This is a genomic window from Thalassospira sp. CH_XMU1458, assembly GCF_037027205.1.
GTDB classification, from domain to species: Bacteria; Pseudomonadota; Alphaproteobacteria; order Rhodospirillales; family Thalassospiraceae; genus Thalassospira; species Thalassospira tepidiphila.
Genome location: NZ_JAYMDW010000001.1, coordinates 15,926 through 35,727, shown reverse-complemented (window position 1 = coordinate 35,727; position 19,802 = coordinate 15,926). Strand labels below are relative to the sequence as shown.

General features: G+C 54.7%; 18 protein-coding genes and 1 tRNA gene. 12 read left to right on the top strand and 7 right to left on the bottom strand.

All coding sequences use genetic code 11. From position 1 onward, the window contains the following. Window positions 1-166: 166 nt before the first annotated feature. Together WBY09_RS00175 and WBY09_RS00170 are read right to left on the bottom strand one after the other, a co-directional pair. Window positions 167-1,159: an ion transporter gene (locus WBY09_RS00175; protein ID WP_336231742.1), complete on the bottom strand. Its 993-nt coding sequence runs from the start codon at window positions 1,157-1,159 to the stop codon at window positions 167-169. Between the two features lie 109 nt (window positions 1,160-1,268). Next, window positions 1,269-1,913, bottom strand: coding sequence for a phosphoribosylanthranilate isomerase (locus tag WBY09_RS00170; protein WP_008889105.1), 645 nt, complete (start codon window positions 1,911-1,913; stop codon window positions 1,269-1,271). 156 nt (window positions 1,914-2,069) lie between these two features. On the opposite strand from WBY09_RS00170, the gene ubiE reads away from it, so the two are divergent. The 3 genes from ubiE to WBY09_RS00155 are packed head-to-tail and all read left to right on the top strand — an operon-like array spanning window position 2,070 to window position 4,901. Beyond that, a complete protein-coding gene (ubiE, locus tag WBY09_RS00165; RefSeq protein WP_336231741.1) occupies window positions 2,070-2,843 on the top strand; it encodes a bifunctional demethylmenaquinone methyltransferase/2-methoxy-6-polyprenyl-1,4-benzoquinol methylase UbiE in 774 nt (257 codons plus the stop codon). A gap of 13 nt (window positions 2,844-2,856) precedes the next feature. Next, window positions 2,857-4,419, top strand: a complete 1,563-nt coding sequence (gene ubiB / locus WBY09_RS00160; protein WP_336231740.1) for a 2-polyprenylphenol 6-hydroxylase — start codon at window positions 2,857-2,859, stop codon at window positions 4,417-4,419. 41 nt (window positions 4,420-4,460) lie between these two features. Then, window positions 4,461-4,901 carry a GNAT family N-acetyltransferase gene (locus tag WBY09_RS00155; RefSeq protein ID WP_336231739.1) on the top strand — a complete coding sequence of 147 codons (441 nt, stop codon included), beginning with the start codon at window positions 4,461-4,463 and terminating at the stop codon, window positions 4,899-4,901. A gap of 72 nt (window positions 4,902-4,973) precedes the next feature. On the opposite strand, the gene WBY09_RS00150 is transcribed toward WBY09_RS00155, so the two are convergent. After that, entirely contained in the window at window positions 4,974-6,632 is a 1,659-nt protein-coding gene (locus tag WBY09_RS00150; protein ID WP_336231738.1) for a methyl-accepting chemotaxis protein, read from the bottom strand. 459 nt (window positions 6,633-7,091) lie between these two features. On the opposite strand from WBY09_RS00150, the gene WBY09_RS00145 reads away from it, so the two are divergent. The 4 genes from WBY09_RS00145 (at window position 7,092) to WBY09_RS00130 (ending at window position 10,937) form a co-directional block, all read left to right on the top strand. Further along, window positions 7,092-8,645, top strand: a complete 1,554-nt coding sequence (locus WBY09_RS00145; protein ID WP_336231737.1) for a tetratricopeptide repeat protein — start codon at window positions 7,092-7,094, stop codon at window positions 8,643-8,645. A 161-nt stretch (window positions 8,646-8,806) separates the two neighbouring features. Beyond that, window positions 8,807-9,286, top strand: coding sequence for a xanthine phosphoribosyltransferase (gpt, locus tag WBY09_RS00140; protein ID WP_008889111.1), 480 nt, complete (start codon window positions 8,807-8,809; stop codon window positions 9,284-9,286). Between the two features lie 325 nt (window positions 9,287-9,611). After that, window positions 9,612-10,769 carry a PQQ-dependent sugar dehydrogenase gene (locus WBY09_RS00135; protein ID WP_336231736.1) on the top strand — a complete coding sequence of 386 codons (1,158 nt, stop codon included), beginning with the start codon at window positions 9,612-9,614 and terminating at the stop codon, window positions 10,767-10,769. Window positions 10,770-10,863: 94 nt separating this feature from the next. Continuing rightward, a tRNA-Gly gene (locus WBY09_RS00130) sits at window positions 10,864-10,937 on the top strand. A gap of 21 nt (window positions 10,938-10,958) precedes the next feature. On the opposite strand, the gene WBY09_RS00125 is transcribed toward WBY09_RS00130, so the two are convergent. The 3 genes from WBY09_RS00125 to WBY09_RS00115 form a co-directional block, all read right to left on the bottom strand. Beyond that, window positions 10,959-11,558, bottom strand: coding sequence for a sigma factor (locus WBY09_RS00125; protein WP_336231735.1), 600 nt, complete (start codon window positions 11,556-11,558; stop codon window positions 10,959-10,961). A 6-nt stretch (window positions 11,559-11,564) separates the two neighbouring features. After that, window positions 11,565-12,023, bottom strand: coding sequence for an ArsI/CadI family heavy metal resistance metalloenzyme (locus WBY09_RS00120; RefSeq protein ID WP_336231734.1), 459 nt, complete (start codon window positions 12,021-12,023; stop codon window positions 11,565-11,567). 84 nt (window positions 12,024-12,107) lie between these two features. Continuing rightward, window positions 12,108-12,839, bottom strand: a complete 732-nt coding sequence (locus tag WBY09_RS00115) for a thermonuclease family protein (RefSeq protein ID WP_336231733.1) — start codon at window positions 12,837-12,839, stop codon at window positions 12,108-12,110. A 218-nt stretch (window positions 12,840-13,057) separates the two neighbouring features. Here WBY09_RS00115 and WBY09_RS00110 point away from each other — a divergent pair, with 218 nt between their 5' ends. The 3 genes from WBY09_RS00110 to WBY09_RS00100 all read left to right on the top strand — a co-directional run bounded on the left by WBY09_RS00110 (window position 13,058) and on the right by WBY09_RS00100 (window position 16,177). Further along, the gene (locus WBY09_RS00110; protein WP_336231732.1) at window positions 13,058-14,515 is read left to right on the top strand and encodes a TrkH family potassium uptake protein; all 1,458 of its coding nucleotides are present in this window, start codon (window positions 13,058-13,060) and stop codon (window positions 14,513-14,515) included. Window positions 14,516-14,652: 137 nt separating this feature from the next. After that, the gene (locus WBY09_RS00105) at window positions 14,653-14,841 is read left to right on the top strand and encodes a DUF3012 domain-containing protein (protein WP_008889117.1); all 189 of its coding nucleotides are present in this window, start codon (window positions 14,653-14,655) and stop codon (window positions 14,839-14,841) included. A gap of 328 nt (window positions 14,842-15,169) precedes the next feature. After that, on the top strand, window positions 15,170-16,177 hold the full coding sequence (locus tag WBY09_RS00100; RefSeq protein WP_008889118.1) for an aspartate-semialdehyde dehydrogenase: 1,008 nt from the start codon (window positions 15,170-15,172) through the stop codon (window positions 16,175-16,177). An 86-nt stretch (window positions 16,178-16,263) separates the two neighbouring features. Here the strand turns inward: WBY09_RS00100 and WBY09_RS00095 are convergent, their stop codons facing one another. Then, window positions 16,264-17,751 carry a sensor domain-containing diguanylate cyclase gene (locus tag WBY09_RS00095; protein WP_336231731.1) on the bottom strand — a complete coding sequence of 496 codons (1,488 nt, stop codon included), beginning with the start codon at window positions 17,749-17,751 and terminating at the stop codon, window positions 16,264-16,266. Here WBY09_RS00095 and WBY09_RS00090 point away from each other — a divergent pair. Both WBY09_RS00090 and WBY09_RS00085 read left to right on the top strand, forming a co-directional pair. Further along, on the top strand, window positions 17,738-17,998 hold the full coding sequence (locus WBY09_RS00090; RefSeq protein WP_336231730.1) for a hypothetical protein: 261 nt from the start codon (window positions 17,738-17,740) through the stop codon (window positions 17,996-17,998). The two genes, WBY09_RS00095 and WBY09_RS00090, sit on opposite strands and share 14 nt — an antisense overlap. 135 nt (window positions 17,999-18,133) lie before the next feature. Continuing rightward, window positions 18,134-19,693, top strand: coding sequence for a TrkH family potassium uptake protein (locus WBY09_RS00085; protein ID WP_336231729.1), 1,560 nt, complete (start codon window positions 18,134-18,136; stop codon window positions 19,691-19,693). Window positions 19,694-19,802 lie beyond the last annotated feature (109 nt).

The following is a 19,802-nucleotide window of genomic DNA, read 5'->3' as shown; positions in this document are numbered from 1 at the left end:
GAAGTCTGAAAACACAAAGCCGCCTGCAAGAATGAGGCGGCCGGTATGTTTAGGGCACGAGTTTTGGCCGCCCGCTTAAGCGATCCACCACCAACGATTTGCAATGCGGGTCGGGTTCATGCCGTGTGTTTTCATGGCTCAACCATGTGCGCAAAAAAACCGGGCGTCAAGACTTTTGCGGCGTGGGTGTTGTTTCGGTGTCGTGCAGTTCAAGATGAAGCGGCTGATGGCAATGCGGACAGGTCAGGATTTCATCGCTTTCATTGCGATGGACATCGCGGATGTCCTCGATGATGGATTGGGCCTGTTCTTCGCTGATGCCGAGTTCCTCCTGATGGGACCTTAGTTTGTGGCGGACCCGTTCGGTCAAACGTTTGCCCAGCAACTGGCGGGTGGCCTGATGGCGATATTCGGCTTCGCGCCGACGCAGTTCGGCGTTAAAGGCCGACGCCAGAATACCGGCCGGGACGGCGACAATCCCGATCCCGGTCAGCGATATGATGCTGGCAAGGAATTTGCCAAACGGCGTAATCGGCACAACATCGCCATAGCCGACTGTGGCAAGCGTAATGACACTCCAGTAAAGCGCATCAAGCAGGTTGGAGAATTGTTCAGGTTGGGCTTCGTGTTCGGCGAGGTAAATTGCCCCGGCACTGAAAACCAGCATGCAGGCAAGGGCGGCACTGGCGGCGCCAAAAATGCCCATCTGCTGGCGAAACACCAGCATCATCAATTCCAGCCCGGTGGAATAGCGGGTGAATTTCAACAGGCGCAGCAACCGGACAATACGGATAAAGCGCAAATCAATGCTGGTAAAGAACCACAGGAAGATCGGCAGGATCGCCAGAAGGTCAATCAACGCCATCGGTGTTAGCATATAGCGCAGACGCGCAAATCGGCCACTAAAGCGCGGATTGTCAGGGGCGGACCAGACACGCAGGCCATATTCGATGGCAAAGATCAGCGTGCAGACGATCTCGATTGTGGCAAACAGAATGAAATAGCGTTCGGCAAAGGCTTCGACCGAGTCAAAGATCACCGAGACGACATTGACGATGATCGCGCTGGCCAGAACCAGATGTACAAACAGCGAAAACCGCGATTCCCGGTCAACACCGTGCAGAAGTTTCTGGGTTCTTGATCGAAGGGTCGGCTTCATGTCGCGCGTACTCGGTCCGGGCAATGGAGTGCACTATTGCCCGGGCAGTTTTGCGCCCAATCATTTCAGAAATGGTTAAATCAGCTCTGATCGCAGTTGCTCAGAGGGATCAGTACCCTTTTGCCGCCTGGATAAAGGCCGAGATCTTGCGCGGGTCCTTAACGCCCTTGCTCCGTTCGACACCGGATGACACATCAACCCAGGGCGCGCCTGTAATCTTGACGGCCTCGGCGACGTTGCTGGGATCAAGGCCACCGGCCAGCATCCAGTTGCTTTGGAAGTTCTGACCGGTCAGAAGCGTCCAGTCGAACGACACGGCATTGCCGCCGGGAAGGACGCTGTCTTTGGGCGGTTTGGCATCAAACAACAGAAAATCAGCAACGCCGTCATAGTTCTTCTTGGCGTTTTCGATATCGTTTGCGGTGCTGACCGAAATGGCCTTCATGACCTTAAGGCCAAAGCGTTCCTTGACCTCGGCCACGCGTTCCGGGCTTTCCTTGCCATGAAGCTGGATGACATCGAGATTGCCGGCCTTGATCGCGTTTTCAAGCGCCTCGTCACCGGCCTCAACAAACAGGCCGACCTTATAGATGCTGTTGGGGACCCGTTCGGTGAGGGTCTTGGCACCCTTAAGCGAGATATGGCGCGGGCTTGGCGGGAAGAAGACATATCCAAGGGCATCTGCCCCGGCACTCATGGCTGCAATCGCGGCATCTTCGCTGTTAATTCCACAGATTTTTACCATGCAGGTCATCGGGGCATCCTGTTCTTGTCGTCGCTCTAATCTTCTTGGCAAACGCTTGTCGCGTCAGATTGACTTAACAGAAATGACCACGATCCAACAGGATATTTGCGTTTTGTCGTGGCTTTCCACTGGCAGGATAATCATTGCTGCGCTATTTTCCCGGCCATGAGCAAGAACACAGACCCTGCCGCGGGCGAAACCGGCGAAAACACAACCCACTTTGGTTTTCGTGATGTTCCCGAAAGCCAGAAGGCATCCATGGTGCGCGAGGTCTTCGACACTGTTGCGTCGAAATATGACCTGATGAACGATTTGATGAGCGGTGGGGTGCATCGCTTGTGGAAAGACAGTTTCATCAACGAGCTCAAGCCGCGTCCGGGCATGAAGTTGCTCGACGTTGCCGGGGGCACCGGCGATATTGCGTTTCGCTTCCTGAAAAACGGTGGTGGCTCTGTCACGGTCTGTGACATCAACTATGAAATGCTCCATGTCGGGCGCGACCGCGCGGTTGATCACGGGATCCTGAAAAACATCAACTGGACCGTCGGTGATGCGCAGAAATTGCCGCTGCCGGACTGTTCGGTTGATGCCTATACCATCGCCTTTGGCATTCGCAATGTAACCCGCATCGAAGAAGCACTTTCAGAAGCCTATCGCGTCCTGCGCCCGGGTGGAAAGTTCCAGTGTCTTGAATTTTCCAAGGTCGTCGTGCCCGGGTTCGATAAGCTGTATGATACCTATTCCTTCAAGCTTTTGCCTGAAATCGGCCGGTTTATCGCGGGCAATCGCGAAGCTTATCAGTATCTGGCGGAAAGCATTCGCAAGTTCCCCGATCAGGAAACATTTGCATCCATGATCCGGGCGGCCGGCTTTGAGCGGGTAAAATACCGCAACCTGTCTGGCGGGATTGCAGCTATTCATTCCGGTTGGCGGATATAAGGGCGTTTGACGCATGATCCGTTTTATTCGTAACAGCTTTCGCCTGCTTGCCATGGCGCGCACTTTGGCGCGCTATGATGCGCTGTTTCCACTCGCCCTTGTGCCGGGGGGGAAACTTGTCGCGTTTCTGGCCCGCCTGACCGCCCCGTTTTCGCGCCGGTCTGATTTGCCACCGGGCAAGCGGCTAGCGCGCGCGCTTGAGGAACTCGGCCCGGCTTTCATCAAGCTTGGCCAGACTCTTGCCACCCGTTCCGATCTCATCGGGGATGATGTGGCCGCCGACCTGTCGTCGCTTCAGGATCGCCTGCCGCCGTTTTCGGCCAAGGTTGCCAAACGCATCATCACCGAACAGCTGGCCGAACCGTTTGACGTGCTGTTTGCCGAATTTGATGAAACGCCTGTTGCCGCAGCATCGATCGCACAGGTGCATTTCGCGACTACGACCGATGGGCGCGAAGTGGCGGTCAAGGTCCTGCGCCCGGACATCCGGTATCGCTTTGCGCGCGACATGGACCTGTTTTACTGGATTGCGGAACTTGTCGAACTGACCCAGCCACGCCTGCGTCGTCTTAAACCGATTGAAACGGTCAAGGCGCTTGAAGACAGTGTCCATCTTGAGATGGACCTGCGTTTCGAGGCGGCAGCGGCATCGGAATTCCGCCAAAACTTTGAAGACGATCCGACCTATTACATCCCGCAGATCGATTGGGAACGCACCGCCGAACACGTGATGACCATGGAACGGGTCAAGGGCGTGCGCATCGATAATGTCGAAGCCCTTGATCGCATGGGCATTGACCGGTCTGACTTGTTGGCCAAGGCGGCCGGGGCATTTTTCCAACAGGTTTTCCGCGACGGGTTTTTCCATGCGGACATGCATCCGGGTAACCTGTTTGTCGATGAAAACGGCCGGGTCAGTCTGGTTGATTTCGGCATCATGGGCCGGGTGGACAAACAGACGCGTCTTTATCTGGCCGAGATGCTGCTGGGCTTTTTGACGCGTGATTATCATCGCGTCGCCGAGGTGCATTTCGAAGCAGGGTATGTTCCGCGCAACCAGTCGCTTGAAAACTTTCAACAGGCCTGCCGTTCGATTGGCGAGCCGATCCTGGGCAAGGAATTGGCTGATATTTCCGTCGGGCGGTTGTTGGGGCAGTTGTTCCAGATTACCGAACAGTTCGGCATGGAAACGCAGCCGCAGCTTTTGATGCTGCAAAAAACCATGATCGTTGCAGAGGGGCTTTCACGTATTCTCAGCCCGAATGAGAATATGTGGGAATTGTCGCGTCCGTTGATCGAAGACTGGATGCGTGAAAACCTTGGTCCTGAAGCCAAGATCAAGGAAGCCACCCTTCAGGCGGGTACCATGTTTCGCCGACTTCCGCGCGTGATCGAAGCTGCAGAACAGGCATCCGCCGTCTTTACCGATCAGGGATTGCGCCTGCATCCCGACACGGTTGCCGCCATGCGTGGCAAGCCAAATAACGGGCAAAGCAAACCTAGCGGATTTTCGCGCCAATCCCTTGTGATGTGGGTGGCGATTGTGGCGCTGGCTGTTGCGGTTTACCTGAAATAGCCCAATCACCTTACGGGACGACACCTTGTGGGACGACCATGATGGCAGATGGCGATAAAACCATTGAAATCAGCCTGGATCGGTCACGGATCGATCTTGAATATTGCTATGATTTTATCGCCGCGTCCTATTGGGCCGCCGGGCGGACGCGCGGAGAGTTTGATCGATCTGTCGAGATGTCATTTCCTGTCGGCGCCTATTGCGATGGCCGTCAGGTGGGTTTTGCGCGCGTGGTCAGCGATCAGATCGCTATTGCCTATGTTGCCGATGTGTTTGTCGATCCGGATTATCGCCGTATGGGTATTGCCGCCAAAATGATCGATGCGTTGCATAACCATCCGGAACTAAGGCGTGTGAAACGCTGGCTTCTGGCGACATCGGACATGCAGCCGCTATATCGTTTGCATGGCTATGCCGATCTCGACGACATGATGATGATGCGCCTTGATGAGGATGCAAGAAACCGCGATCCATTACGCTAGGGCCACATAGAAAAACAAAAACGCCGCCACGGAAAACCGGGCGGCGTTTTTTGGTTTTAAGCCAGATGACGCTTAGCTTGCGCGCACTTCATTAAGGAAGTTGCCAACCTCACCGCGCAGCGTGCCCGACTGGCTGTTAAGCTTGTCAGACGCGCCCAATACCTGATGGGCTGCTTCGCCAGTCTGGCGGGCGGCTTCCTGCATTTCGCGGATGTGGTTGGAGACTTCCTGCGTGCTTTGAACAGCCTGCTGAACCGAGGTCGAGATTTCCGTGGTTGCCTGACCCTGTTCTTCGACCGCAGCCGCCACTTCGGATGCGATATCGTTCAGATTGGCAATGATGCCGGTGATCCCGTCAATCGCGCCAACCGCCTGCTGGGTCGAGCCCTGAATACCGGAAATCTGTTCCGAGATATCCTCGGTCGCACGCGCGGTCTGGTTGGCGAGGTTTTTGACCTCGTTGGCGACCACGGCAAAGCCCTTGCCAGCATCACCGGCACGGGCGGCCTCGATCGTTGCGTTGAGTGCCAGCAAGTTGGTCTGTTCGGCAATCGCCTGAATGATCTGGACGACTTCGCCGACTTTCTGGGCCGAGACATCAAGCCCCTGAACCATTTCATTGACCCGGTTTGCCTCGGTCGAGGCATTGGCGGTGATGTTCGAAGTTTCATTCACACGTGCGCTGATGTCGCGGATCGAAACAGCAAGCTGTTCGGCGGCACTTGCGACGGTCTCGACACTGTGGTTGGCCTGCTCAACAGCGGCAACCACGGCCTGTGATCCGGCTTCGTTTTGTTGCACGGCGGCCACCATGGTCTGGGCGACTTCCTGCATTTCGCCAGATGCACCAGACACGCCATCGACCACACCCATGACGGTTTGTTCAAACCGGCCGGCAAGGGCCGCCATGGCTTCGCGGCGTTTGGCCTCGGCGCGTTCGCGTTCCTGTTCGCGTTCGCGATCAAGCTGGGCGACGCGCTTGGCGTTTTCCTTAAAGATTTCGACCGATGACGCCATCTCGCCGATTTCGTCATTGCGCTTGAGGCCCGGGATATCGACATCCAGTTCTCCATCGACCAGCGACCGCATCGCGCCATTGATCTTGACCATCGGAGTCAGGATCTGATGGCGCAGGACAAACCATGTGACACCGAGCAAAACCACCAGAATGGCCGCAGCCAGGGCGACCTGAATGATAACGGCCTGCTGGACTTCGGCATTGACGCGGTCAAGCGACCAGGCGGTAACCAGCATGCCACGATACTGATCTTCGTCGCGGCGCTTGGAATATTTGGTGATCGGGGCACCGACGATCACAGCATCTTCGGAAATGAAGCTGATGACTTCCTTGTTTTCAAGCTGCCCGAGATAAGGCTCGATCAGGGCTGCCAGATCATGCTTTTTGAGTGTTTCTGATTGATAGGTGCCGATGGCATCACCATCAGGATTTGCCGCGATCAGGCTTGCCAGCTGCGAGCCTTCCTTGTCGGTAATCTTGCGGAATTCCTTTTCAACCGATGCGCCGTCCATGGCAATGAAGCCCGGCTGAACCGCAGTTGACAGCATTTCGGTTTTTTCGACCGATTCATTATACATGATTTCGATCATGGCATTGCGTTGCGAGACGGTCTGGATGGTCATCATCGCGGCGAAGCCAACGACGAGAAGTCCCACAATCACAAAAATCACTTTACGTCCGACGGAGGCACCGGATCTCTTAGGTTCGGCCATTTACGGTCTCCCAATCCTTCAAAGGCAGAATTAACCCAATCCCTAGATCTGATGTCGGTGATCGGCCTGAAGCTCCGATCATGTTACCGACAGTCAGGTTGTGACGAATTGTTGCCCTGCGTGATGTTCACAGTGACCAATTCGTGCGTTTATTTTTCCGTAATGAGGCACAAAGGCGTGACGACTACATTCTGGTTTGTTGTTATGCCGCTGAGGCTACCCCATCTGGTAAAATTACTGAAACAAGAAACGATGGGCGTGGTGAATATTCCATTTCCATAAAACCAAATGAATAAATCCACTTATTGGTAAGGCTTTTTTGGTAAATTATGCTTTGTGCAGGAAAGGCCACATGCCGCCGAATCGGGCGGTCAGTGCCGTGGTCAGTCTGTGTGAAATGCCTTTAACGGGGGCGATGGCTTTTGCCAGATAAGGGCAAAGGCACCGGGGGGAACAGGAATGGCGAAAGCGGCGACAACGCGCAAAAAACGACCGGCAAAGAAAGCATCAAAGCCGTCTGCGGATAATACAGCGGCCAAACAGGATGGTCCGGTGATTTCGGCCAAGGATGCCACCCCAAAAACCGAAGACGTTGCCACCAGCGATCAAAGCATGCCGTCGGCCAAAAATGGTGATGCCGCGGTTCAGCGCCGCCAAGTGATCAGTGACCTGTTTCAGCGCGGTCTTGCCGCCCATCAGGCCGGCCAGATTGATGATGCCATCCGCCTTTACAGCACGGCCCTTCGCCAGAACCCCAATCAACCGGATGTGTGGAACAACCTTGGCGTGGCGCTTCGTCGCAGCAAGAAGTTCGAGGCAGCCCTCATTGCCTATCGACGGGCGGCAGATTTGCGCCCCGGCAATGCTGGCTTGTGGTCGAATATGGGCAATTGTCTGCGTGAAATGATGCGCTTTGACGAGGCGCTTGTTGCGCACAAGAAGGCGCTTGAGCTTGATGACAGTGTCAAGTCGCATGCGTTTAATACCGGCCTTGTGTATCGCGATATGAACCGCTTTGAAGAGGCGCTTGACTATTTCGAGCGTGCGCTTGCGATTGACCCTGAGTATGTCGATGCCAACTGGGACAAGTCATTGGCGCATCTTGCGCTTGGCAACTATGCCGAAGGTTGGGCGGGGTATGAGACGCGCCGCAAACTTGCCGATAATCCGATCCGGCCGCTTGAAACCGCCCCCGAGTGGGATGGCAAAGCTGATCTTCGCGGCAAACGCATTTTACTGCGCGCCGAGCAGGGCTTTGGCGACATGATCCAGTTTGCCCGTTTTGTGCCGCTGGTGGCGCAAAAGGCCGCACATGTGATCCTTGAATGCCGCAAGGAACTGATCCCGATCATGAAAACCGTTTCGGGTGTTGGGACCGTTGTGGAAAAGGGCCGCGCACTTCCGGAATTTGATGTGCATGTGCCGCTTTTAAGCCTGCCGCATGTGATGGGCATCGGATCCAAAGAGCTTCAGAAAATCTCGACCGATAGCTACATCTCCGCGCCGCAGGGCAAACGCGCGCGATTGGCACCGCCGCCGGGCACGGTGCTTAAGGTCGGGCTGATCTGGGCGGGCAAGCTTAACCCGCGCGATCGATCCTGCCCGCTTGAAACCTTGCTGCCGATTTTGTCGGCCAAGGGGGCAGCGTTTTACAGCTTCCAGATTGATGAGCGCCGCGCCGATATCGACAAGCTTGGCCTGCATGCCTTTGTCACCGACCTTGGCGATCATATTCATGATTTTGGCGACAGTGCCGCATTGATGCAGGCGATGGATCTGGTGATCACGATTGACAGCTCACCCGCCCATCTGGCAGGTGCGCTTGGCGTACCGGTCTGGATGTTGCAGCTTTACACCACCGACTGGCGCTGGATGGTGCATAGGGCCGATAGCCCGTGGTATCCGACCTTGCGGATCTATCGTCAGGATAAACCGGGAGACTGGTCATCGGCGATCCAGAAACTCGGCAGTGATTTTTCTACGTTGCTTCAAGCGCGGATGAACGCGCAGTAACAACGCTGCCAGCGAATACTTGCCTTCGGGCCCAACAGGGCGTAGTTAAGCGGCTTAATTTTGTGGAATGCGGGTCTGGATGGTGATGCCTTTGGGTGACGCCTTTAGGTAATCTCTGGGCACATTCATTTGGCGAACCGATCTGGCGCAGGAGAATTCTTGTGAGCGAAGCTGCTTATAACAAAGGTTTCCCGGTTTCCTGGGAACAGATGCATCGCGATGCCCGTGCACTTGCATGGCGACTGTTGGAAAAAGGCCCGTTCAAGGGAATCGTGGCAATCACCCGTGGCGGTCTTGTGCCAGCGGCAATCATTGCCCGCGAACTTGATATTCGCCTGATTGATACGGTGTGCGTACGCAGCTACTCTGACAAGACGCGTGGCGATCTGGAATGGCTGAAAGACATCAAGGGTGACGGTACCGATATGCTGATCATTGATGATCTGGTCGATACCGGCAAAACCGCCAAGGCTGTGCGCGAAAAGCTGCCGCATGCGCATTTCGCAACCGTTTATGCCAAGCCGCTTGGCCGTGAAATCGTTGACAGCTTTGTGACCGAAGTCTCCCAGGACACCTGGATTTACTTCCCCTGGGACATGGAACTGTCGGTCAACGCCCCGATCTCTGAACGCGTTCGTTAGGGACAAGACCGCCTAATTTAATTGAATTGGTCAATCAGATTTGTTCGAATACGCGAAGCGGGGCCGAAGGAAGATTTTTATCTTTCAAGGCTTCGCGACAAAGTAGCTCGTACAAATCCGATTGATCCGCAGGACAGATATTCTATTGGCGAACTCCTGCGTCAAAACCCTTGGAAGGGATGAGACCCATCCTGCGGGCTTTTCCTAGTATCTCGCCAATAGAATATCCGCCAATACAATCAAATTAGGCGGTCTTGTCCCTGATCGACCTGGGGAAACTGTCCGTATCCTTTTAAGGCCGATTGCCAGACAAGGAGATTTCAGGATGACCCAATATTTACGCCCGGACTTCCGTCGCCAGTTGCACACCGCACGCCGATGGGCCGGGCGTTTGTGTTTGGGGGCTGTCTCTGCCGCGGCTGTGAGTGCGCTAAGTATCTCCGCACAGGCCCAGCAGGTTTCCGAACGTGTGGCACGCGTTCAATCGATGCTAACGGCTGAAAGCGGATATCGCCTTTCGGTGTTTGCCGAGGTCAGCAACGCCCGGACGATTGCGGTTGCCCCGGAGCTTAACGGCGCTTTTGTCGGGACGCGCGGGCCGAACCTTTATTTCGTGCGTGACCAGGATGGCGATGGCGTTGCCGAGGACGTCAATCTGATTGCGGATGACTTCAAGCTGGCCAACGGGATTGCCTATAAACCCGGGACCCTGTTTGTTGCCGATCAGCACCGCATTGTGTCCTATGATCTTGCCAATTTTGATGGCGAAAGCCTTGGTCGCCCGCGGATACTGTTTACCAATCTGCCTGATGAACGCCATCATGGCTGGCGCTATGCCGCCTTGTCACCGGATGGCGATCGCTTGTTTGTTGCGGTCGGGGCACCGTGCAATATCTGCAAGGTCAGCGGCCTTGAAGGCACGATCATCTCCATCCCGGTCACTGGCGGCGCACCAGACATCTATGCCAGCGGCATTCGCAATTCTGTCGGTTTGACCTTCCATCCGGAAACGGACGAGCTTTGGTTTACCGATAATGGCGGCGATATGCTGGGCGATAATATCCCGCGTGAGGAACTTAATCGTGCCAGCCAGTCTGGCCAGTTCTATGGCTATCCGTGGTATGCGGGGAACGACACCAGAAGCCCGCAATTTTCCGATGAAACGGTGCCAGAAGAAGTCACTTTCCCGGAATTTACCTTTAATGCCCATAATGCGCCGCTTGGCTTCACCTTCGATGGCGGGGATGCGCTGGTGGCGCTGCATGGATCTTGGAACCGCACCATTCCCGATGGGTACGAGGTTGTCCGGGTTGAGTTCATCAATGGCAAGCCGGTGACAGAAAACCCGTTCCTTGTTGGTTTCCTGCGCAGCAATGGCGAAGTGATTGGCCGTCCGGTTGATGTGAAACACTATATCGACGGATCGATCCTGATTTCCGATGACCATGCCAGTGCGATCTGGCGCATGGTGCCGGAAGGCTAAAGTTTTCCGGCATTTGGTAAGGCAATTAATTGGATGGATCTGGATGGGACCGGCTTGCGTTGATCGGAAAAGCGGGCTATAAATCGCGCGCTTCGCGGGTGTAGTTCAATGGTAGAACGGCAGCTTCCCAAGCTGCATACGAGGGTTCGATTCCCTTCACCCGCTCCAAGCCTTTTCCCACAGACATCATCACATCCGGTCCGGCGGACAGGCGCCCGTATTTTGGCATGCGCCATTGCATGCCGTGGCATCGCCACCGGCATCTTCATTATGGCCCTTGTCGCCACCCGGACAGCAGGCAACCAACCGATCACGCAGACGGTTTCGGGCGCGTTGGACGCGTGACTTCACTGTAGGGAGGGCGATGGCATTGCGGATGGCGAAGTCGGTTTGTCGTGTGCCGTTGATATCGATTTCTTCAAGAATGGCTTGGTCGGTTTCGCTCAATCGACCAATGAAGCCCATCACGCAGTCATGCAAACCGGGTTTGTCGTGCGGCTCGTCATGGTTCAACAGGGTCGGGTCGGTATTAAGGGTCTGAAGTGCGGTATGTTCGCGCCCCTGTCGTCGATAGAAGTCTGCCACTTTGCTGCGTGCGACGGCATAAATCCAAGCAGATGGATTGGATGCCAACCGAAGATCCGATTTTTTGCGGATGATCGTTTCAAGGATGTCGGCAACGACATCGCCGACCGCGTCCTGGGGCAGGCGGTGATAAACGAAACTGCGCAGGCCTTTTTGCAAGGCCTGCCAGTCTGAGTTTGTATGAGGTGTCGATGCAAACTTCATGGTTCTTTACGCGCAGCACACCTGATCGGGTTGCATTTCCTTGCCCGGTTGTTGGCCACAACAACCAGCCCCGGACGATTGTTGATCGCCAGACTGGTCATGTGGCGCATCGTCAAGAATACGATACCACTCCCAGTCAAGTTCGTCTGGTCCTGTTGCCCAGAACTTGGTCTGCTTTGCGTGACAACATCCGGTTTCAGCAACGTCGCTGGTGACAAGATCACTTTGATGCAGACGGGCTGAGGCGGTTTCAAACGCCTGTTCGCTGAGACATTCGACACCGATATGGTTCAGGTTTTCGGTTGCTGCCGGGTATTCGAACAAAACCAGCTTAAGCGGCGGGTTTTGAATTTCGAAATTGGCATATCCCGGCCGTTGTTTGTGCACCGGGCTTGCGAACATTTCGCTGTAAAACGCGATGGCACGGTCAAGGTTTTTCACATTCAAGGCAATTTGCAGGCGCATCTTATTCTCCTGTTTGATCGAAGCGATAAACAGGAAGACGCGCGAAGACGCCAAAAGATGCACCTGCCACCAAAAAGGGGCCGGTTACGGTGATGGCGGCAGATAATTCAGGTTCATGTCACGCGCCTCTTCGTCGCTGCAGATTTTGGTATCTGAGGCAAAATCGGCAAAGCGCGGATCAAGGGTGCTGAGGTAATTGCCCTTGCCGTCAGCAATAAACAGGCAGCGTCCGGTTTCACCGTCAAGCCGTTTGCCCGCCCGCCAGTCAGACGGGGCAATCATATCGCCACCATGGATGCCGATGCCGGCATTGTCGGCATCGCGCGACAGCCGGTCATAGCGATGGGAATAGCCCGCAATCGGTAGTGCTTCGCCGTCGCTGATCATTGCCGCCGCCACGTCACGTTCGCCGATGCCGCATTCGACGATGGGGAAATCACCGGCCTTGCCTGCGCGTTCCTGATCACCGGGCCAGCAATGGACATCAAACGGCGCCATGGCGAAATATTTGCGCAATTGCATGGCCGAAGACATGCCGCAGTCCCAGAAACTGCCGTTATGCAGGCATTGTTGACCGAGTTCCGGGGCATCCATGCCCGCGATATCAAGCACCTGACCGGCAATCATGATGGTATCGCCGTCAATGACTTGAACATCGCGGCCTCTGGCTTCCAGCCCGGCCGGGTCAGCGAGTTGGGGCGTGTTGTCTTGGCCCGCGGTGTCAGCCGCATGGACCGGTGCGCTGTGCCAGTGAAGGCCAATGGCAATCAAGGCCGGAATGGCAAGAAGGATGATCAGGCGGGTAACGCGTTTCACACTGGCCTCAAAGATCTGCGGGGTGAGTATTTGGCAAGAATGACACAACGGTCATGGCAAAAGAACAAGCAAAAAGAACGGCAAAATGATGACGCCCATCTCGGGTGGGTGGCGGGCAGCGGGAATTGCCATCAATGGTGTCATGCACAATAACCGGATGCATCAATTGTCAATTAGCGCTACAAGCGGGTTTGTCTTTTGCTGTCAGGGAAGCTTGCTTGTTCCGTCTGCAACCCATCTTTTTCGTTGTCGGGGTCATGGTCATTATCATCGGTATATCGATGATGGTGCCTGCTGCTGTTGATCTTGCATATGGCAACCCGGACTGGAAAATTTTCGCGCAAGCCTCGATCACGACCATCGGGCTTGGCGGTATGGCGTGTCTTGCCTGCCGATCTGATATCGGCCCGCGTGTGACAGCACGTCAGGGCTATGTCCTGACGGTGGTGTCATGGATTGCGATTAGCCTGACCGGGTCCTTGCCGCTTTGGTATTCATCGCTTGAAATCAGTTTCTGTGATGCGGTGTTTGAAACCGTATCGGGCCTGACGACGACCGGATCAACCATCCTGTCGGGATTGGATGAACTGCCGCCGGGATTGTTGATCTGGCGATCCATCATGCAATGGCTGGGCGGGATCGGGATCATCGTGACTGCCCTTGCCCTTTTGCCGATGATGCGGGTTGGCGGTATGCAGCTTTTCCAGATGGAAAGTTCGGATCGATCCGAAAAACTTAGTGGTCGCATGCGCGACATGTGCCTGCAGATCGTGATGATCTATTCGGTTCTGACCCTGGTGTGCATTGTGCTGTATCGCATCTTTGGCATGGGATGGTTTGATGCGATCAATTACGGCATGACGACGCTGTCGACCGGGGGCTATGCCACGTCGGACCTTTCGTTTGCCAAGTTTGACACCAGCCTGTCGCTGCACTGGATTGCCATCCTGTTCATGTTCTTTGGTGGGTTGCCGTTTACTGCCTATGCGGTCTTTCTGCGCAAACGCGCGATCAAGGCCGTGATCGGCAATCAGCAAATCAAATTGTTCTGCCTGATCATTGCAGGTTTTACATTTTTGCTGACGCTGCGGCTGTTGCAGATTTCAGATGACGGCTTCTTCCGGTCGCTGACCATGGCGGCGTTCAACCTTGTGTCGGTGATTACGACCACGGGCTATGCATCGGGGGATTACTTGCTGTGGGGCCCGGCCTCGGTCATGCTGTTTTTCTTTGCGACCTTTATTGGCGGCTGTTCGGGATCAACGTCGGGCGGGTTCAAGATGTTTCGCCTGTATGTCGTGTTTACCGGACTTCGTGCCCATTTCATGCGCTTGCGCAGCCCGTCAGCCGTGGTGGTCAGCCGCATTGACCGCCACGAAATCACATCCGACATCTATAACGCCGTAACGGTCTATGTATTTCTTCTGACCGTCAGCTATATCGCGGTGACGATTGCCCTTGGTTTGACGGGACTTGATCTGATTACCTCGATGAGTGCGGCGGCAACAGCCCTTGCCAATGTCGGGCCGGGGCTTGGCAATATCATTGGACCGGCGGGCAATTTCCAGTCCTTGCCAGACTCTGCGAAGTGGATTTTGGATGTTGCGATGGTTCTGGGCCGGCTTGAGTTCGAGACGCTTCTTGTGCTGTTGATGCCGTCCTTCTGGCGCGACTGATCCCTGATTTTCATTTTGTCGATTGTTGGTGTCGGTCTGTGATGGTTGCCACAGACCGCAGGTTTACTTTGCGTCATTTTCGCGCCGTGTATAAGTTTGTAGCGTTAATAACAAACACACAAACAGTGGACACGGACATGAAACTGCAGAAAACGATCACGACCAAAATCGCCGGGGCCCTTGCGGTCCTTTTCCTGGCTGGTGCTGTTTCCGCATGCTCGCCCGAGGTGGGCAGCGAGGAATGGTGCAATGACCTTAAGGAAAAGCCGAAGGGCGACTGGACGGCAAACGAGGCGACCGATTTCGCCAAACATTGCCTGATGTGATCAGTGCATTCGCCTGATCGGACAATAAAACGATCAGCCGATTCTCTTTCATAGTCTGGATATGTCGTCTTTATGGCGGCTAAATCCGCCCTTTGACGTCTGCTTGGCGGTGGTACTGTTGAAGGGCGGATTTTTTATGTCCGCCCGTTTAAAATCGCCATGGAACAATCTTTTGTCCGGTGCGTTTTTACCCAATCAGAACCGCGCATGAATGCAATGCAGCAAGGTACATTTGCGTTACCTTGATTAATCCTTATAATGCGCGGCCCGCGAATGATCGCGGCAGTCGAATATGACAACAAATTTATTGCGAGGTTAGACAACTATTATGAGTGCCGAAAATCTCCATGTCGGTGTCATTGGCGCAACCGGTGCGGTTGGCGTCGAGCTGATCAATGTAATGTTTGATCGCAAGTTCCCTGTGGGTGAACTCACCCTGTTCGCATCAGAGCGTTCAGCGGGCAAGACCGTGGAGACTAAATTCGGCACTAAGACCGTCGCGCTGTTTTCTGTTGAAGAAGCCAAGCAGTGCGACATTGTCTTCCTTGCCGTTTCCGGTGATTTCGCCAAGGAATATGCGCCCAAGATTGCCGAAGGCGCGCTGGTGATTGATAACTCCTCGGCGTTCCGTCTGAATGACGATGTTCCGCTGATCGTGCCGGAAATCAATGGTCACCTTGCCAAAACGGCAAAACTGATCGCGAACCCGAACTGCACCACGGCGATTGCCGCAGTTGCCCTTTGGCCGCTGCATCAGGCCTTTGGTCTGAAGAAAGTGATCGTGTCGACCTATCAGGCCGCATCGGGTGCCGGTCAGCCGGGCATGAACGAACTGCGCGAAGGTCTGGCGGCCGGTCTTGCTGGCAAGCCGGTCCCTGCCGAAGTGTTTTCATCGCCGCTGGCGTTTAACGTGATCCCGCATATCGATACTTTCCAGGACAACGGCTATACCCGTGAAGAAATGAAAGTGACCTGGGAAACGCGCAAGATCTTTGGCGCGCCGGACCTTCCGGTATCGTGCACTGCGGTTCGTATTCCGACCGAACGTACCCATTCCGAGGCCATCGTGGTTGAAACCGAAAAGGTTGTTACCCCGGAGGCGGCCCGTGAAGTGCTGGCAAAGGCCAAGGGTGTCAAACTTGTCGATGATCCGGCAAACAACAAATACCCGATGCCGCTGACCGCGACCGAACAGTATGACGTCGAAGTTGGCCGCATTCGTACCAACCTGATCTTTGGTGATCATGGTCTGGAACTGTTTGTTGCCGGTGACCAGTTGCTTAAGGGTGCTGCGCTTAACGCGGTTCAGATCGCCGAGGCATCTATCGCCGACTGATTGCGGACCGAAGCGAATTAAACAAAAAACACCCCCGGCAGACCATTCTGCCGGGGGTGTTTTGTATCTGGTCGCCGCCCAATGGATCAGGACAGGGAGATGTGATCGCGGCCGGATGCCTTGGCGGTATAAAGCGCGTTATCAACACGGGCCATCAAGGTATCAAGATCCTCGCCATCGCGGTATTCGGTGATGCCGGCACTGATGGTGACCGGAATATGATCACGCCCGAAACGGACCGGGGCATTGCGGACAGAGTCGGCAAGTTCGCGGGCCTTTGTCATGGCTTCCTTGCGATCTTTTCCGGGGAACAGAACAACAAATTCATCCCCACCCCAGCGGCAGATCACGTCGGAGTCCTGCACATTCTGGCGGACCATTGTCAGAACTTCGCGAAGCGCGGCGTCTCCGCCCGGATGGCCATAGCCATCATTGATTTCCTTGAAGCCATCAACATCAAAACACATCACCGACAGGGGCGCCTTTTGGCGTTTTGAGGTCTGAGCCGCCTGATCAAAGATCATGTCAAAGATCTGACGGTTGAAGGCGCCGGTCAGTTTGTCGCGCGATGCCAGTTCTTCGAGGCGTTTTTGATAATTGCGCACGGTCAGGAAGGCGATCAGCCCGACCACGATCGTGATCAGCAACGAAATCGCGATATTGATGAACAGCGTGTTCTGAAGACGCGCGTCAGATGAATAGTCACTTTGTTCAACAATCAGAAGCCAGCCAAATTCAGGCACCAGGCGGCTGTTGACGAAATAGGTGTGTCCGCCATGTTCATAACTGATCGAAGCGCCCGGCGAGGTCAGAATTTTGGTGGCCTGGGTGCGCATGCCCGGCCGTTCTTGCAGGCTGTGGGCATCGCCAAAGCCGCTACCACGCAGGGTGACATGGCCTTCGGTGTCGATGAAATAGATCGTCCGACCATAGCGCGCCTGATAGGTTTCGATCAGATTGGTGACCGAACTGACGGCCAGGCCAACACCGGTAATGCCGATGACATTGCCGTCATAATCGCGCACCTGATAATTGACAAAGATCGACAGGCGCGACCGATCAACCGTGTCGTGGTCGATATTGATCTCGTATGGCTGCTTCCCGTCGCGCGCACGGAAATACCAGCCATCGGCCGGGTCATCTTCGCTGACCTGTTTGATCACGCCGGTTGGGTGATAATAGTTCCGGGTCTCTTCAGAGATGAAATAGGACGTGATCGTGTCAAAGCGCGATTGAATTTCGCCAAGATACCTGGTGATCCGTTCCTGATCGTTTTCGCCGGAAAGGGCCCAATCGCGAACGAACGTATCATGGGCCATCAACGAGGAAATGAAGATCGGCTGCAACAGATCGCGCTGGATCTCGGAATAGATATTGTCGCTGGTTAGCGGAAGCGTGCTTTCGGAGATCTGTTCTTCAAGAGAATCCCGGGCGACATAGAAGCTTACAAAACTCGTGGTCAGAAACCCGACCGCCAGTAGAACGCACAGAATGATCGCGAAGTATAATTTCTTTCCCCACACGGGAAGCTCCCCAAGGATAGTCACAAGGCAGGCACCGATGATTGAACTCATCGTTTTTAGTCCGGCTAATTTAGGGGAAAGCGCGCCATGTTGCACGACACAATATCAAATACAGGCCTGTTTGCCGTTTTTGGGCGATGAGGAAAAAGGCAAAAGAAACCGGCGATTATATTGGAATGATTATGATCATTATGAGAATGCTCAGAAATCATTGGCAAATTTAGAGATAGTTATGCGGATATCGTCGCGCAGTGTGGAGATATTGAAAGTCGTATCAAAGGTGACGGTGGTTCATTAATCAGGGTGCGGGCGCGAACAAGTCGTGCTGATGATCGCGAAATTCCGACCGCAAGGCAGCTTGCAACAGCTTAAAAGGACTGGACATTGTGGCCCCATATGCCAAGAATTTCGCTGCTTGTGATGAAGGGGGTACATGCAGACCGAATTTTCGGGTATGCAGTGGCTTCCGAAAACAGAACATCAGACGCACCATATGCCGTTTGTCCGGGGGGATTTCGCGGTGTATGTGCCAAGAGGCGCTTCATTGATCGATTTCCGTCCCATTCTTTTCATCGTCGGCATTTTGCTCTGTACGTTGTCGATTGGCATGTTCATCCCGGCGTTGGTCGACCTTTATTACGGGCAGCGTGACTGGATCGTGTTCTCGGCGGCGTCCTTTGTGTCGCTGTTTATCGGCGGGGCATTGATCATGATGAACCGCATGGACAATCTTAAGATCAATTCACGCCAGGCCTTTATCCTGACCACGCTTAGCTGGCTGGTTCTGACGGCGGCATCGGCGCTGCCATTTGCCTTTTCCGATCTTGATATGTCCTATACCGACGCGTTTTTCGAAGCGATGTCAGGCATTTCCACCACCGGATCGACCGTGATTGTCGGCCTTGATACCGCGCCGCAGGGGATCTTGCTGTGGCGGGCACTTTTGCAGTGGCTTGGCGGGATCGGGATTATCGTGATGGCGATTGCCGTTATGCCGATGCTGCGCGTTGGCGGGATGCAGTTGTTCCGCATGGAAAACTCCGACAAATCGGACAAGGCGTTCCCGCGCGCAACCCAGATCGCGATGGGTATCGCGATGCTGTATCTGAGCTTTACGGGGCTTTGGGCGATTATGTTGTGGTCGGCGGGCATGACGCCGTTTGATGCGATTGCGCATGCGATGACGACGATTGCCACCGGCGGCTTTTCGACCAAGGATGCGTCGATCGGGCATTATGACAGTGCGACGATTGATGTGATCATCACCCTGGGCATGGCGACGGGGGCATTGCCGTTTATTTTGTATCTTCAGATGTTGCGTGGGCAGGGTCGGGCCTTGTTCCGCGACAGTCAGGTGCGCTGGTTTATCACAATTGCGGTTTCGATTGTTGTCGGCCTCGCGCTTTGGCATTCGGAAACCAACAATGTCGATTTCCTGTATGCGCTGCGCTTTACGTCCTTCAACATTGTGTCGGTGATGACCGGTACGGGCTATGCCACCACCGATTACGGGCTTTGGGGCCCGTTCGCAGTGACAGTGTTCTTCTTTGTCATGTTTATTGGCGGCTGTGCAGGATCGACAACCTGCGGGGTTAAGATCTTCCGCCTTCAGGTTCTGTATGAAATCGCCAAGATCCAGCTTTCGCACATGCTGCGTCCGCATGGCGTTTTTATTGCCTATTACAACCGCAAACCGCTTTCGGAAGATGTTACGGAATCGGTGCTCAGCTTCTTCTTCCTGTTTGTTTTCTGCTTTGTGGTTCTGGCCGCAGCACTTGGCGCAATGGGACTTGATTTCATCACCGCGGTATCGAGTGCCGGTACGGCGATTGCCAATGTCGGACCGGGATTGGGCCCGATTGTTGGCCCGTCGGGCAACTTTGCAACCCTGCCGGATGGCGCAAAGTGGCTGATGTCGATTGGCATGCTGATTGGCCGCCTTGAGGTCTTTACGGTTCTGGTTCTGCTGTTCCCCGCCTTCTGGCGCGACTGATCGAAACCCAGGATATTTATCACCGAATTTTCCGGCACCCGCAGGCAATGCTTGCGGGTGTTTTTTGTCTTATTGACAGAATAGGACAATTGACCTAATTTCGGGGTTG